Origin of the sequence: Paenibacillus sp. NPDC058898, assembly GCF_049316025.1 — a bacterium.
Taxonomy (GTDB): domain Bacteria; phylum Bacillota; class Bacilli; order Paenibacillales; family Paenibacillaceae; genus Paenibacillus_AQ.
The window spans coordinates 1-14600 of the sequence record NZ_JBMOSM010000016.1 but is presented as its reverse complement, the minus strand read 5'-3'; the positions used below and the strand labels follow the sequence as shown (position 1 = coordinate 14600).

10 protein-coding genes and 1 pseudogene are annotated in these 14600 nt (G+C 48.1%); 10 read left to right on the top strand and 1 reads right to left on the bottom strand.

What is annotated here, in order from left to right:
• The first annotated feature begins 346 nt into the window (after positions 1 to 346).
• The 10 genes from ACOZB4_RS28970 to ACOZB4_RS28925 all read left to right on the top strand — a co-directional run bounded on the left by ACOZB4_RS28970 (position 347) and on the right by ACOZB4_RS28925 (position 14121).
• Positions 347 to 2125: an ABC transporter ATP-binding protein gene (locus ACOZB4_RS28970; protein ID WP_076321030.1), complete on the top strand. Its 1779-nt coding sequence runs from the start codon at positions 347 to 349 to the stop codon at positions 2123 to 2125.
• Positions 2122 to 3987: an ABC transporter ATP-binding protein gene (locus ACOZB4_RS28965; protein WP_379416788.1), complete on the top strand. Its 1866-nt coding sequence runs from the start codon at positions 2122 to 2124 to the stop codon at positions 3985 to 3987. The genes ACOZB4_RS28970 and ACOZB4_RS28965 overlap by 4 nt, the downstream gene beginning before the upstream one ends.
• Before the next feature lie 141 nt (positions 3988 to 4128).
• Positions 4129 to 4590 (top strand): GNAT family N-acetyltransferase, encoded by a 462-nt coding sequence (locus tag ACOZB4_RS28960; protein WP_053493894.1) that lies wholly within the window; start codon positions 4129 to 4131, stop codon positions 4588 to 4590.
• A 356-nt stretch (positions 4591 to 4946) separates the two neighbouring features.
• A complete protein-coding gene (locus ACOZB4_RS28955; RefSeq protein ID WP_379416790.1) occupies positions 4947 to 5720 on the top strand; it encodes a CAP domain-containing protein in 774 nt (257 codons plus the stop codon).
• Positions 5721 to 5867: 147 nt separating this feature from the next.
• A complete protein-coding gene (locus ACOZB4_RS28950; protein ID WP_379416792.1) occupies positions 5868 to 6719 on the top strand; it encodes a GDSL-type esterase/lipase family protein in 852 nt (283 codons plus the stop codon).
• A 36-nt stretch (positions 6720 to 6755) separates the two neighbouring features.
• Complete coding sequence (locus ACOZB4_RS28945) at positions 6756 to 7724, top strand: ABC transporter ATP-binding protein (protein WP_076321034.1); 969 nt, start codon at positions 6756 to 6758, stop codon at positions 7722 to 7724.
• Positions 7717 to 8706 carry an ABC transporter permease gene (locus tag ACOZB4_RS28940; protein ID WP_379416795.1) on the top strand — a complete coding sequence of 330 codons (990 nt, stop codon included), beginning with the start codon at positions 7717 to 7719 and terminating at the stop codon, positions 8704 to 8706. The genes ACOZB4_RS28945 and ACOZB4_RS28940 overlap by 8 nt, the downstream gene beginning before the upstream one ends.
• Positions 8707 to 8821: 115 nt before the next feature.
• The gene (gene parE, locus ACOZB4_RS28935; RefSeq protein WP_076321036.1) at positions 8822 to 10801 is read left to right on the top strand and encodes a DNA topoisomerase IV subunit B; all 1980 of its coding nucleotides are present in this window, start codon (positions 8822 to 8824) and stop codon (positions 10799 to 10801) included.
• Between the two features lie 11 nt (positions 10802 to 10812).
• Positions 10813 to 13272 carry a DNA gyrase subunit A gene (gene gyrA / locus ACOZB4_RS28930; protein WP_379416797.1) on the top strand — a complete coding sequence of 820 codons (2460 nt, stop codon included), beginning with the start codon at positions 10813 to 10815 and terminating at the stop codon, positions 13270 to 13272.
• Positions 13273 to 13689: 417 nt separating this feature from the next.
• On the top strand, positions 13690 to 14121 hold the full coding sequence (locus tag ACOZB4_RS28925) for a MarR family transcriptional regulator (protein ID WP_076321038.1): 432 nt from the start codon (positions 13690 to 13692) through the stop codon (positions 14119 to 14121).
• Between the two features lie 155 nt (positions 14122 to 14276).
• On the opposite strand, the pseudogene ACOZB4_RS28920 reads toward ACOZB4_RS28925, so the two are convergent.
• Positions 14277 to 14369: pseudogene (locus ACOZB4_RS28920) on the bottom strand (carbohydrate-binding protein); the annotation flags it as partial.
• Positions 14370 to 14600 lie beyond the last annotated feature (231 nt).

Here is a 14600-nt window from a genome sequence, read left to right as displayed (position 1 = left end):
ATGAAGGTCAAGAGGATGGTATGACGTATTTTAATCCGCTACAACGTTCGTGACTAGGATGAAATCAGCTTAGGATATTACCCTTTTGTAAGCATGTTCAAAAAAGTCGAATAGAGTGGATGAAGCCTGATGGTTGAAGGGACTGACAATGTGATTATATCCCCTAGTATTAATGAGAATTCCCGATGATTTCATTATGAAACAAAGATAAGTTCTACTATTTGCCCCCTTTAGGTCCTTTTGGCTCATTTATGACGGTTTTCCCTCTTTGCCGCGGGTTCAGCTCGATGATAAACTTCATAAATGCTACATAACCTGAACGAAAATAATCCAAAGGAGGATAAACATGAATGTTCTCAGGCAACTGCAGGGCTTCTTTTGGGAGAAACGAAGTTATCTTTTTCTTTCCATGCTGTGTCTGGCGATTGCAACCGCTTTAGGACTTGTCTATCCGCAGCTGTTGAAGGTGCTGATTGACGATGCAATCAAGCTGGAGAATTACGGCATCGTACCGCAGCTGGCGCTCACTGTGCTGGGTGTGGTCATCCTTAAAGCTTTCATGCAGTTTTTGCACGGATTTTTTGGGGGGAGGCTGGGTAACTACCTGGCTTACGCGTTGCGAAACGCCTGCTATGAAAAATTGCAATTTTTATCGTTCCGTTACTATGACACGGCTCGGACCGGGGATTTGATGTCACGGCTGACAGGCGATTTGGAAGCCATCCGAATGTTTATCGGCTTCGGTTTCGCTCAGCTGCTCAATCTGGTACTGATGGTGACTTTCGGTTCCATCATGATGTTTACCATCAGCTGGCAATTGACGCTGGTAACTTTGGTAGCGATGCCATTTTTGGTTGTGGCAGCTCTAAAATTCGAATCCAAGATCCATCCGGCTTTCCAGGAAATGCGTCTGGCACTAAGCTCGCTGACGACCGCGGTTCAGGAGAATATTACGGGTGTTCGTACCGTTAAGTCTTTTGCTCGCGAGCCGCACGAAGTGGAGAAATTCTCTGAACGGAATGAGCGTTACAAAACCAACCAGATTTTTGCCTCTTCACTATGGGCACGGTACTTCCCGATGATGGAGCTCTTTGCGAATATCAGTGTCGTCATTTTGCTTGCCATCGGCGGTGGGATGGTTATCCAAGGCTCCATGACGGTAGGGGAACTGGCAGCTTTCTTTACTTTGATCTGGTACATAATCGGCCCCCTTTGGGGGATCGGGTTTCACATTAATAACTACACGCAGTCCAAGGCATCGGGTGAACGGGTGCTAGAGCTGCTGAATCAGCCGATTGATGTTGAAGACCGTGAGCGTGCGGTAGATTTGGTGCCAAACGAGGTGAAGGGCCATGTCGTATTTGATAATGTCACCTTTGCTTACGGTAACAAGATGGCAGCAGTCAAAGATATTAATCTGGATGCTCGTCCCGGCTCCGTGATCGGTTTGCTTGGGGGAACGGGGTCCGGTAAGTCGACCATTATTCAACTCTTGATGCATGCCTATAATGTGAATCAGGGCAGCATCAAACTAGACGGCATGAACATTAATGATATTAAGATCCGGAGTCTGCGCAGTCAGATTGCCACGGTCTTCCAGGAGACCTTCTTGTTCTCGTCCAGTATTCGCAACAATATTTCTTACGGCATGAAGGACGTTAGCATGGAAGAGATCATCCGTGTTGCCAAGCTGGCCAAAGCCCATGAGTTTATTATGGAAATGAAGGATGGTTACGATACCATTGTCGGTGAACGGGGGATGGGACTCTCTGGCGGACAGAAGCAGCGGATTGCGATTGCACGTGCCCTTCTGAAAGATCCGAAAATCCTGATCCTGGATGATGCCACCAGTGCAGTGGATATGGAAACCGAGCATGAAATTCAGTCCGGCTTCCAGGAAGTCATGAACGGCAGAACGACTTTTATTATCGCTCACCGGATCTCTTCCTTGCGTCATGCGGATGAAATTCTCGTTCTGGATGAAGGAAAAGTCGTGCAGCGCGGCAAGCATAACGATTTGATTGCGGTGCCGGGGCCTTACCAGGATGTATACAAAATACAATATGCGGACCTTATTGCGAAGCAAGCTCAAGCAGGAGGTACGCAAGGGCAGGTGCAAGCATGAACGCCAATGTAAATACTGAACCGCATCAGAAGCAAAAGATTCCGAGGCCGCGGAAGCCCTCGGAAGAAACCAATGAACGTTTTGTATACAAGGACGACGATGCAATTGAGAAACCGTTTAACTGGATGCAACTGACACGTCTGATCTCGTATATGAAACCATACGCGAAACAGATTCTTCCTTTGATCGGGCTTATGATGGTCATCGGTACCATTACGAAGCTGGCCATTCCGTTCTTGACCAGTTTGGCCATTGACCGGGCTATCGAACCGAAGAGTGGGAATCCAAGTCTGACCTTGTTGTATCAGATTACAATCGCGGTTCTGGCGATGTATATCATTCAATGGGTTGCCGGGATATTCCGTATCAAGTTTACGAATATCATCGGTCAGCGGGTCATTTATGACCTGCGAGCGGATCTGTTCCAGCACATTCAGCGCCTGTCCTTTAATTTCTTCGACAAGCGTCCGGCTGGATCTGTGCTGGTCCGGGTTACGAATGATGTTAACTCCCTGCAGGATTTGTTTACTAACGGGGTTGTCAACCTGATCATCGACTGCGTGCAGTTAGTAGGTATTGTGGTCATTCTTCTATTAATAAACTGGAAGCTCGGTCTTGCTGTTATTGTCACGGTACCGATTATGTTCTTCATCTCGACAAAACTCCGTGTACGCATCCGGCGTGCATGGCAGGATGTACGGATTCGGAACTCGCGGATTAACTCCCACTTGAATGAATCGATTCAGGGGATCCGCGTGACCCAAGCTTACACCCAAGAAGAAGAGAATATGAAGTTCTTTGACAACATGAATTTGGACAGCAAAAAGTCCTGGGATAAGGCGTCTGCCATGAACCAAGGGTTTGGGCCTCTTATCGAAATTACCGGTGGTTTTGGTTCACTGATCTTGTTCTGGCTTGGTGCCGTGTTGATCCAACAAGGCGAACTTACCATCGGTCTGTTAATTGCCTTTACCCAATATGTAGGGAACTTCTGGGAGCCGATCAATCGGCTTGGCCAAATGTATAACCAATTGCTTGTCGCCATGGCTTCCTCTGAACGTATTTTTGAATTTATTGACGAGAAGCCGAGCATTGATGATCAGCCTGGGGCGAAGAAATTGCCGACGATTAAAGGGGACATCAAGCTGGAGAATGTGGTGTTTGAATATGAAAAAGGACGCCAGGCTCTCAAAGGCATCAATCTGGACGTGAAGGCAGGTCAGTCGATTGCGCTGGTCGGTCATACCGGATCAGGCAAGAGCACCATCATTAATCTGCTCAGCCGATTCTATGATATTACCGAAGGTAAATTAACCATCGATGGATACGATATCCAATCGGTAACGGTTGAAAGTCTTCGAAATCAGATTGGCATCGTGCTGCAGGATACCTTCATATTCTCGGGCACGATTCGGGATAATATCCGGTTTGGCCGTCTGGATGCGACTAATGAGGAGATTGAGGATGTAGCCAAGGCGGTCGGCGCACATGAATTTATTGTCCAGATGCCGGGCGGTTACGATACGGAGGTTGAGGAACGCGGGAATATGCTGTCCATGGGCCAGCGGCAGCTGTTGTCCTTTGCCAGAGCGCTCCTTGCCGATCCGCGGATTCTGATTCTGGATGAAGCAACGGCGAGTATCGATACCGAGACGGAGTTGAAAATTCAGGAAGCTCTTAAAGTGCTGCTTCAGGGCCGAACCTCCTTCATCGTGGCCCATCGTTTGTCAACGATCCGCCATGCCGATCATATCGTCGTGTTGGATCATGGCAAGATTATCGAAGAAGGAAATCACAGCCAGCTTATGCAGAAGCAGGGTACGTACCATGGGCTGATTGAAGCACAATACCGATTTTTGTAAAAACGGCTTAACAAAGGTTTAACAAAACCGACACAAATGTAAAAAAAATGTCGCTTGATACTTGCAATCTTCTTCATAAACTTACAAAATAGAAGTAGAGTTTACTCAGAATTCATAGAAGAAGGGAAGCATGAGGGTATAATGAGCATCGAAAGCGTATTATCTGCGCCTGCACTGCTGATTCGAAACTTTGAGAAGAATGATTTGGAAGCTGTCACATCCTTGATGCGCGAACTGAATTATCCGACCACGCTGAATGTCATGCGGGAACGGATGGAAGCCATGAACGACAATCCATTATACGGCAATCTGATTGCTGAGGTTGATGGTGTTGTTGTAGGTATGATCATGCTTCGTCAAGTCAAATCCTTCACTATGACCGAACCGGTCACTCAAATTACTTCGGTTATTGTAACCTCAAGCTGCCGCGGCCAAGGGATTGGCAAAAGATTGATTCGCGGTGCAGAGACATGGGGAAGACAGCATGGTAGCCACCTCTTGTTTCTCACAAGCGGCAACCGGGAAGAACTTGCTCCCGCACATGCATTTTATGAGCATATTGGATTTGAAAAGGCTGGATACCAGTTTAGTAAAAAGCTGTAGTCTTGGTCTTTTCATTAACCCATCCCACTTTTTGGGGTGGGTTTTTTCTTGTTTGGCCTGAAACACGATTAGAGGACCACCGTTACAAGAAAAGATTTATTGCTTTTAATAAGACATCTATCATTACATAGGGTCTGGGACTAAAGCCGATTGGGGCTCTTTTATATAAGTAGGTAGGAATTCAAGGACGATTTTCCAACAATTGTAGGATTGCCGAAGATATCAAATGTGTTACAATGTGTTCGTACGAGATTACAAAAATGTAACTATTGTTTGATCGTCCAGCACCCTAGAAATTCATCTTAGAACGGGCGGTCAAGCAAACTCACAACTATGAGCATAGGAGATGAGCATTCATGAACAACCATTGGATAAAGAAAATCGCAGGCGGCAGCATCGCTGCTGTATTGGCTGTCGGTATCATGCTGCCAACGACGGCGTCTGCTGCACCTGCTGAAAGCAATAATTATGTAAACTGGCAACAAAAGATCCAGGAATTCCTGGAGAGCCAAGGCTTGGAATCACAGTTTAAATGGGTGGTTCAGCAGCCGCAAACCGAAAAGCCTCAGGCAGACAAACCTGTTGAGACTCCGCAAACCAGCAAGCCAGAAACGACTAAACCAGAAACCACAAAACCAGAAACGACTCAACCGGAAACCAGCAAACCGGAAACCAGCAAACCGGAAACAAGTAAGCCTGAGACCAGCACTCCATCTACAACACCGTCCCAGCCTTCCGAATCTGCGGGTACAACGGAGAAATCGGATTTTGCCTCCGAAGTTGTCACATTGGTGAACAAAGAACGTGCGAATGCAGGTCTGAAGCCGCTAACGGTCCATGCTAAGCTGACAACCGTGGCGCTGGATAAAGCGAAGGATATGAGTGATAACAATTATTTCAGCCACACTTCGCCGACGCATGGTTCTCCATTTGATATGATGAAAGCTTACGGTATTTCATACGGCTATGCCGGTGAGAATATTGCTAAAGGGCAACGTACACCACAGGAAGTCATGAACTCATGGATGAATAGCCAAGGTCATCGTGAAAATATTCTGTCTCCGAACTTTACCAAAATCGGTGTTGGATATTACAACGGATATTGGGTTCAAGAATTCATCAGTGAATAAGCACTTATCTTGTTTCATCTAAAGGGCTGCCCCGGTCACGCATCGAAAGAATGCGTCCGGGGCAGTCTTCTTTGCGTGTTTTGATTTGCAAATTTTTTATAGAAGTCTTAAGGTAATGTACATGAGGAATTTTGTAGGGGGAATGTCATGAAATCATCTGCATGGATATGGCGAATCACTGCCTCCGTGTCGGTTATTGTAACGATTGCGCTTATTCTTGGTTTTGTGTATGCGTTTAAGGATATTAATGATCCGCAAGGACAGCCCTTGCTGACTGGTGGGGGATCCGAGGCGTCCGAAGAAAAGACAGCGCCGGAGAAGCCGGAGAGCGCTCCGTTACAATCGGTTTTGCCGAATGATTTAAAGGTAGCTGCGATTGGAGATTCACTGGCCAAGGGAACGGGGGACAATACCGGGAGCGGTTTTGTCCGCCGAAGCGTGGATCAATTAAGTGGCGATGGACGAACAGCGAGCCTGCTAGCGAATCTGGCCATAAACGGAATGACTACCGAAGGACTCCTTCCCAAGCTGGACGACAAGGGGATACAGTATGCCTTGAAGCAAGCCAATGTCATTATGCTTTCGATTGGAGGCAATGATATCTTTCAAGGCAGCGGGCTGATGGAAGGGGCGGCGGATTCCGGTGAATTGGAGCTCGAACCTGCTAAGCTGATGGCTGCATTGCCGCAGGCATCTGAACGCCTGCAGGCGATTCTGGAGAAAATTCGCCTCATTAATCCGGATGCGCGAATCGTTTATATCGGTCTGTATCATCCTTTTTCCGATTTGGAAGACTTGTTGATACCCGGCAATATTGTGGTCTCTGCATGGAATCATGCGGTCATGGAGATTGTGAACCGGGATCCCAATATGACATTGGTCCCCACGTTCGATCTGTTTCAGCACAAGCTGGGCGAGTATCTGTCCTCGGACCATTTTCATCCGAACGGGGCAGGATATCAGGCGATAGCGGATCGAATTGTAGAGGGTATGCTGTAGGCATGATGAGGATGTCATATGGGGAGTTGGAACTAGATGAATGAACAAGCTCAAGAAATCGTACTATCTGTCCAGCATGTAAAAAAGAAAATCGGTCGAAAATGGATTATACATGATGTGTCGTTCGACGTGCGCGCAGGCGAAATTTTCGGGTTCCTGGGGCCCAACGGGGCAGGAAAGACGACCACAATCCGCATGCTTGTGGACCTGATTAAACCGTCCTCCGGCAGGATCGAGGTCTGCGGTTATGATGTGAACCGCCAGCAGGAGCAGGCGCTGCGTTATATTGGGTCCATTGTGGAGAATCCGGAAATGTATTCGTATATGACGGGATGGGAAAATCTTGAGCATTTTGCACGAATGCAGCCCGGCATTGACCAGCAGCGAATACAGGAAGTTGTGGATACGGTGAGATTGGATCGAAGAATTCATGACAAGGTGAGCACATATTCACTGGGAATGCGGCAGCGGCTCGGGATAGCCCAGGCCCTGCTTGGCAGACCGAGGCTGCTCATTCTGGACGAGCCGACGAACGGTCTTGATCCGAAAGGGATCAAAGAGATGCGACAGTTCATACACCAATTGGCCGAAGAAGGGCTGGCTGTTTTTGTCTCCAGCCATCTACTGAGCGAAATTCAGCTGCTATGCCATCGCGTGGCGATCATCAGCAGCGGAAGAGTGCTTGCGGTTGGCGAGGTCGAAGAGTTGATTGCCGGCAGCAGTGATCATGTTATCTGGGATCTAAATCCTGCCGCGCAAGGGAAACGTATATTGCAAAAGCTGGATTATTGCCAAATTGTCGACCGCCCTGAGGAGGTGCTCGACGATAATTTGCTTGCAGGCATGTCTTCGGACGCTATTGTAACTCGTATGAGCGCTACATACACGTCTAGAGCTGTGGAACGGCTGGTAGCCGCGGGAGTACAGGTCCGGGAGGTTCATCGGATCAATCCTACGCTGGAGCAGCTGTTCCTGCAGATGACGGAGGGTGAGAGCATTGAGTAACCTGTTGCCCCTGATCAAGAACGAGTGTATCAAAATTATCAAACGAAAGCGGTTCTATGTTGTCCTGCTCGTTCTTCTTGTTCTGGTTCCCATGTTTACCTATGCCCAGATGAAGTCGGCTGAACGAAGCCGGGACAAGTTCAACAGTGACTGGCGGCTTGAGCTTCAGCAGCGAATCACGGATAATGAGAATTCACTTAGCAGTGACAGGGTACCGGATGAATGGAAACGATACAGGCAAATCTTTATTCAGCAAATGCAGTATTATTTGCAGCATGATGTGAATCCTAATCAACCAAACGGGGTTACGTTCACACGTGAATTTTTGAATAATGCGATATCTCTGTTTATCCCGCTGCTCATTATGGCCATCGCTTCGGATATCGTTTCCGGCGAACGGACGACCGGTACCATCAAGATGCTGCTGACAAGGCCTGTGAAGCGATGGAAGGTGCTGCTGAGTAAACTGATCGCCTTGATCATGTTTACGTCTCTTATTGTCGTTTCCACCTTTGTCATAGCCTATCTGATCTCCGGTCTTGCCTTCGGATACAAGGGGTTTGACATACCGGTATTCACGGGATTCCAAATTGTTGGGTCTGATTTGGATATGTCTGGCGTTCATGCTGTTCCTCAGTGGAAGTATTTGCTGATGCAGGGCGGATTGGTGTGGTTTGTCGGCGTATGTGTCGGTATGCTGGCTTTTATGGTGTCCGTGCTGGTTCGAAGTACAGCGGCGAGCATTGTGATTATGATGGCCGCATTAATTGCCGGAAATATTCTGACGAATATGGCATCGGCGTGGAGCAGCGCGAAATATTTGTTCATGGTAAACCTGAATTTGACCAATTATTTAGCCGGCAATTTGCCGCCAATTGAGGGAATGACTTTGAATTTTTCCCTTGTGGTATTGGCCCTCTGGGCAATTTGTGCGGTTATTGTTTCATTCAGTGTCTTTACGAGAAGGGATATCTTGAATTAAAATGGACAAAGCATGAAACATTTGTTTGCATTTTTTAGAGAACAGCGTTCTTCTAAAATATTGAAATGTAGAAATAGAAATACACTAGATACGTGAAATTGAAGGAGGAGCATGAATGGTCGAACAGATCGATATGTTTGCAGAGTCATCGAAGAACGGCGGTAACAACCGTTCAGGATACGATGCTGACGACATTCAAGTGCTCGAAGGCCTCGTTGCGGTGCGCAAACGGCCAGGCATGTACATAGGGAGCACAAGCTCGTCAGGCTTGCATCATCTGGTATGGGAAATTGTGGACAACGCCGTAGACGAGCATTTGGCCAAGTACTGCTCGAGAATTGAAATTACATTGCATAAAGACGGGTCCGCGACGGTATACGATAACGGACGCGGTATTCCAACCGGAATGCACAAGACAGGCATCCCCACCCCGCAGGTTGTTTTTACGATTTTGCATGCCGGCGGTAAATTCGGCGGTTCCGGATATAAGAAGTCCGGCGGTCTTCACGGCGTTGGCGCATCTGTGACCAATGCGCTGTCCGAGTGGCTGGAGGTGGAAATTTACCGTGATGGTAAAATTCACCGCCAACGGTTTGAATACTGGAAGGACAAAAAAGGAAAAGAGCATGTCGGGGAACCGGTAACGGGCCTTGAAGTGCTTGGTAATACGAACAAAACCGGGACGAAGATTACGTTTAAACCGGATGCACGCGTGTTTACCACGGGAACGCACCTGAACTACGACACGCTTGCAGAGCGCTTACAGGAAATTGCCTTCCTGAACTCCGGACTTCGTATTGTATTGAAAGACGAGCGCAGCGGCAACGGGGAAGAGTTTTTCTATGAAGGCGGCGCAAGCCAGTTCGTGCAGTTCTTGAATGAAGGCAAGGATGTGCTGCATGATGTGATCCATTTTTATGCGGAGAAGGATGATATCGAAGTTGAAATCGCCCTTCAATATAATGCAGGCTATACCGAAACGTTGGCTTCATTCGTTAACTCCATCCCGACGCGCGGGGGCGGTACGCATGAGACGGGTTTTAAGACAGCGTATACCCGTGTCATGAATGATTATGCCCGCAAGAACAATCTTTTGAAGGAAAAGGACAAGAACCTGGAGGGGAATGATCTTCGGGAAGGCATGATGACCGTCATCAGCGTTAAGATGGCTGAGGTCGAATTTGTCGGCCAGACCAAGGACCAGTTGGGAAGCGCCTCTGCGCGCAGCGCGGTTGACAGCATTGTCACGGAGAAGATGCAAATCTTCCTCGAGGAGAATCCGCAGATCGCACAAACGCTGTTAAAGAAGGCCATTCAGGCCTCCAAAGCGCGTGAAGCGGCCCGTAAAGCAAGAGATGAGATGCGCACCGGCAAGAAGCGCAGCGAAAGCTCCAATCTGGGCGGCAAGCTGACGCCAGCACAGTCCAAGGATTTTACGAGAACCGAATTGTTTATTGTTGAAGGGGACTCCGCTGGCGGCTCTGCGAAGCAGGGACGGGATTCGAAAATCCAGGCTATACTGCCTCTTAAAGGGAAACCGATGAATCCGGAAAAATCGAAGCTGGCCGACATCCTGAAGAATGATGAATACCGTGCAATTGTAGCGGCGATCGGAGCAGGAATCGGTACGGAGTTCACCGCCGGGGACAGCAATTATTCGAAAATTATCATCATGACCGATGCGGATACGGATGGCGCTCACATTCAGGTGCTGCTGCTTACGTTCTTCTACAGGTACATGAAACCGCTGATTGATGAAGGCCGCGTCTATCTTGCGCAGCCTCCACTATATAAAATCGCAAGCAAGTCCGGAAAGCTGGAGACGGTACGGTATGCTTGGACAGAAGGGCAGTTGGCTAATTACTTGAAGGAATTCAAGAACTATGAACTTCAGCGTTACAAAGGATTGGGCGAGATGAACCCGGAGCAATTATGGGAAACGACGATGAACCCGGAAACACGGACATTGCTGCAGGTACAAATCGATGATGCTGCCAAAGCGGAGCGTCGTGTGTCTACGCTGATGGGGGATAAAGTAGACCCTCGCAAGCGGTGGATTGTAGAAAATGTCAACTTCGCGGAGTTTGAGGAATAGAAGGTGAAGGAATGAGTTTATCGGAGCAATTTTTACCGGCTTATCTGGAAGAGGTCGTAGGTGACCGATTTGGCCGGTATTCCAAGTATATTATTCAGGACCGGGCGATCCCGGACGTCCGTGACGGCCTGAAGCCCGTTCAGCGCCGGATTCTTTATGCCATGTACGATTCGGGTAACACACCGGATAAACCATATCGTAAATCGGCGAAAACGGTCGGGGATGTCATGGGTAATTACCATCCGCACGGGGATTCTTCGATTTATGAAGGTATGGTTCGGATGGCTCAGCCTTGGAAGATGGGGCATGTGCTTGTAGATGGTCACGGAAACTGGGGCTCCCAGGACGATGATCCTGCAGCAGCGATGCGTTATACCGAGGCCAGATTGTCGCGGATTGCCATGGAGCTGCTTCGGGATATCGAGAAGCGGACCGTGCTGTTTAAGGATAATTTTGATAACACGGCTAAGGAACCGGTTGTGCTGCCTTCACGGTACCCAAACCTGCTAGTGAACGGAGCTAGCGGGATTTCCGCAGGCTTCGCGACTGAAATCCCGCCTCACAATCTGCGGGAAGTGATCGATGCTTGTATTGCTGTCATGCAGAAGCCGGAGATTGAGCTGGCCGAGATTATGACCTTTATCAAAGGTCCGGACTTCCCGACCAGTGGAATCATTATGGGCGGCGAAGGCATTTTGGATGCCTATCGGACAGGCAAAGGCCGCGTTTATCTGCGGTCGAAGACGGATATTGAATCGCTTCGCGGCGGCAAGCAGCAGATTGTCATCACGGAAATTCCTTACCAGGTTGTTAAGTCCCGGCTTGTTACCGCTATGGAGAACATACGACTGGAGAAAAAGGTCGAGGGCATCGCCGAGGTTCGCGATGAGAGCGGAAGGGAAGGACTTCGCATCGTCGTTGAGCTGAAGAAGGATGCCGACGCAAACGGGATTCTTGCTTATTTGTTCAAGAAGACCGATCTGCAAGTTACGTACAACTTCAATATGGTTGCGATCGTGAATAAAACCCCTCAACAGCTGGGGCTTAAAGACATGTTATCCGCCTATATCGAGCATCAGCGTGAAGTCGTCACGCACCGGACGCAGTACGAGCTGGAGAAAGCAGAGGATCGGGCGCATGTATTGGAAGGCCTGGTGAAGGCATTAAATATACTGGATGAGGTCATTGCGGCGATCAAAGCGTCCAAGAATCGCCAGGATGCCCAGAACAATCTGCAATGGATGTTTGGTTTCACGGAGCGACAAGCCGATTCCATATTGACTTTGCAATTATACCGCCTTACGAACCTTGAAATTCATTCGCTGCAAAAAGAGCTGGACGAGTTGACGAAGAAAATCGAGGGCTTGCGTGCGATACTGGACAGCGATAAGAAACTGATTGCCGTCATTCGCAAAGAGCTGCTAGAAATTCGCGAGAAGTACGGCATCGACCGGCGTTCGGTCATTCAGGAAGAAGTGGAAGAGATCAAGGTTAATCTGGAAGTGCTGGTTAACGCCGAGGACGTGCTCGTAACTCTGTCTAATGAAGGCTATATAAAGCGTACCAGCATGTTATCCTTCACCCGAAGTGGCGGTGAGCTGGAAAGCTCAGGCGTTAAGGAAGGGGATTACATCACCCGACTGTTTGAAGTCAATACTCTGGAGAATCTGCTCATATTCACGAGCCGTGGACAGTATTTCTTATTACCGGTTCACCAGATTCCGGAATACAAATGGAAAGATGCCGGTACGGCCATCGTGAACGTGATTCAGGTGCCGAAAGAAGATCACATCGTATCGGTCATTCCGGTTTCGAACTTTGAAGAAGAGGGCAAATCCCTTGTGTTCGTCAGCCGCAAAGGTCAGGTGAAGCGCACAGAACTCAAGGAGTATGTCACCAAGCGGGCCGGCGCTGTTGCGGCAGCCAAGGTTGCTGCGGAAGATAGCATTATCCAGGTCGTCGTAAGTGATAACAGTAAAGATATTGTGCTGATCTCGAAAGAAGGGATGAGCATCCGGTTTAATGAGCAGGAAGTCAACGCCATGGGACGCGTATCCGGCGGGGTCCGGGGAATCCAACTCCGTGACGGGGACGAAGTCGTTGCAGCGTTATGGGTGGAGAACGATGAGGGTGAAATTTTAACCATCACGGATTTTGGCTATGGTAAGCGCAGCTTGGTGTTGGATTACCAGACGCAAAGCCGCGGCGGAAAAGGAATGGCTACGTTTGAGTTTAAGGAAGGCAAGCGGGTGAAGCCTAACGGCAGCGCCATTGTCGGTGCTTTCTATTGCCGTGAACCGCTGCAGATTATGGCGTACAGCGAAGACGGGCAAGCTTATCTGATTCAGACGGAGAAAGTTCCGATCGCGGAACGTAAATCGATAGGCAAGCTGCTTGCCGATGTTGGCAAGCAAGGACAGATTGTCGATGTGGTAAGTCTTCCGCATGCGGAGTTAGGCAAAGAAAGTTAAACAAGAATGAATGAACATCCTTCGTTTAGGTAGTTTCAAGTTTGTTGTAAGATAGATGGATGAAAAGCACCTTCGATGATATTTGTCGAGGTGCTTTTGCTATATTTTGTGTTTGCGTAATATTTGAACTGTTATTTATACTATTTGACATATGTCCGTCCATGTCGAAGTGAGGTGAACCTTGAAAAACGCCGTCATATAAGGGCTGGCGGGTTTTGTCGGTTGGTTGGAAATTATATTTTTTAACGAAAAAAGAAGGATATTAGGAGGTTCCCCGCGAAAAGTTAATCCTATAAACTATTATGGAATCATGACTTTGGTTCAAAACGAAATCCATTCATCGAAGTACAGTGCAACATCCACGGATGGTATCCGATGTTTGATCATGACAGACATAATTGAAGGGACGGGATAAACATGCATACTGCCGAATTCGCCAAGGTGTGGTCCAAGCTGGCTAAGGACTATAAGCTCCATATGGAAGCCGGATTAGCACCGACATTGACGGAATCGCAATTGATGGTGCTGGAGGTGCTTGCTGAGCTAGAGCGAATGAAACCTTCCGATTTCATTCCTTACCTGGCTACAAGTCCGGCAGCCGTGACGATGCTATTGGACCGGATGGAGAAGAATGGATTGATCAAACGGGAACGGGACGAAAATGACAGACGGATCGTCTGGGTGACGATATCCTATAAAGGGCGAGAGGAATATACGCGCGGGTTACAAGTTAGGGATGAGTACCTTTCCCAAATTCTGAATCGTATATCCTCGCATAATCAACAGCTGCTTATCTATCTATTAGGGAAGATTAATACAGCTCCAAAGGAAGTTCTGGTTGAGGCGTGAGTTCTTGATGCTAACGTTGACGTTGCAAACGTAGAGAAGCCCCCTGGGCGACTGCATACGGCAGCTACCTTGGGGGCTATTACATATCTTCATTCTATTGAACATCAAGATCATGGTCACACCACGATTTCGAATGTTCACAAGACGTAATGGGATTACTTAAGCAACCACAAAGCCGCGACGTTGGAGGGTTCCCAACCAGGTAGGGGGGTGTGGGCTTGGCGGCACTCATCGGTATTGCCTCCATATGTGACTAAATCAACTAAATAATGTTAAAATATAAAAGTAAAGGGATAATATAATATCATTGAGGGATAGAATATTACAATATTTTCCACGATGAAACAGAGGCATGAAAAAACGAAATCCAAGGATGGATTTCGTTCAGATTGTCGAGAAACCCTGTACTTTTTCAAAGTACAGGGTTTCTCACATTTCAAATGGTCACTTCAAAAGGGGAAATGGGGGATTACCCCCTG

Bases quoted from the DNA above. Each gene is read 5' to 3' on its own strand.
- gyrA (WP_379416797.1), top strand. From the start codon at position 10,813: ATGAGTTTATCGGAGCAATTTTTACCGGCTTATCTGGAAGAGGTCGTA.
- ACOZB4_RS28955 (WP_379416790.1), top strand. From the start codon at position 4,947: ATGAACAACCATTGGATAAAGAAAATCGCAGGCGGCAGCATCGCTGCT.
- ACOZB4_RS28960 (WP_053493894.1), top strand. From the start codon at position 4,129: ATGAGCATCGAAAGCGTATTATCTGCGCCTGCACTGCTGATTCGAAAC.
- ACOZB4_RS28925 (WP_076321038.1), top strand. From the start codon at position 13,690: ATGCATACTGCCGAATTCGCCAAGGTGTGGTCCAAGCTGGCTAAGGAC.
- ACOZB4_RS28965 (WP_379416788.1), top strand. From the start codon at position 2,122: ATGAACGCCAATGTAAATACTGAACCGCATCAGAAGCAAAAGATTCCG.
- ACOZB4_RS28945 (WP_076321034.1), top strand. From the start codon at position 6,756: ATGAATGAACAAGCTCAAGAAATCGTACTATCTGTCCAGCATGTAAAA.
- parE (WP_076321036.1), top strand. From the start codon at position 8,822: ATGGTCGAACAGATCGATATGTTTGCAGAGTCATCGAAGAACGGCGGT.
- ACOZB4_RS28950 (WP_379416792.1), top strand. From the start codon at position 5,868: ATGAAATCATCTGCATGGATATGGCGAATCACTGCCTCCGTGTCGGTT.
- ACOZB4_RS28970 (WP_076321030.1), top strand. From the start codon at position 347: ATGAATGTTCTCAGGCAACTGCAGGGCTTCTTTTGGGAGAAACGAAGT.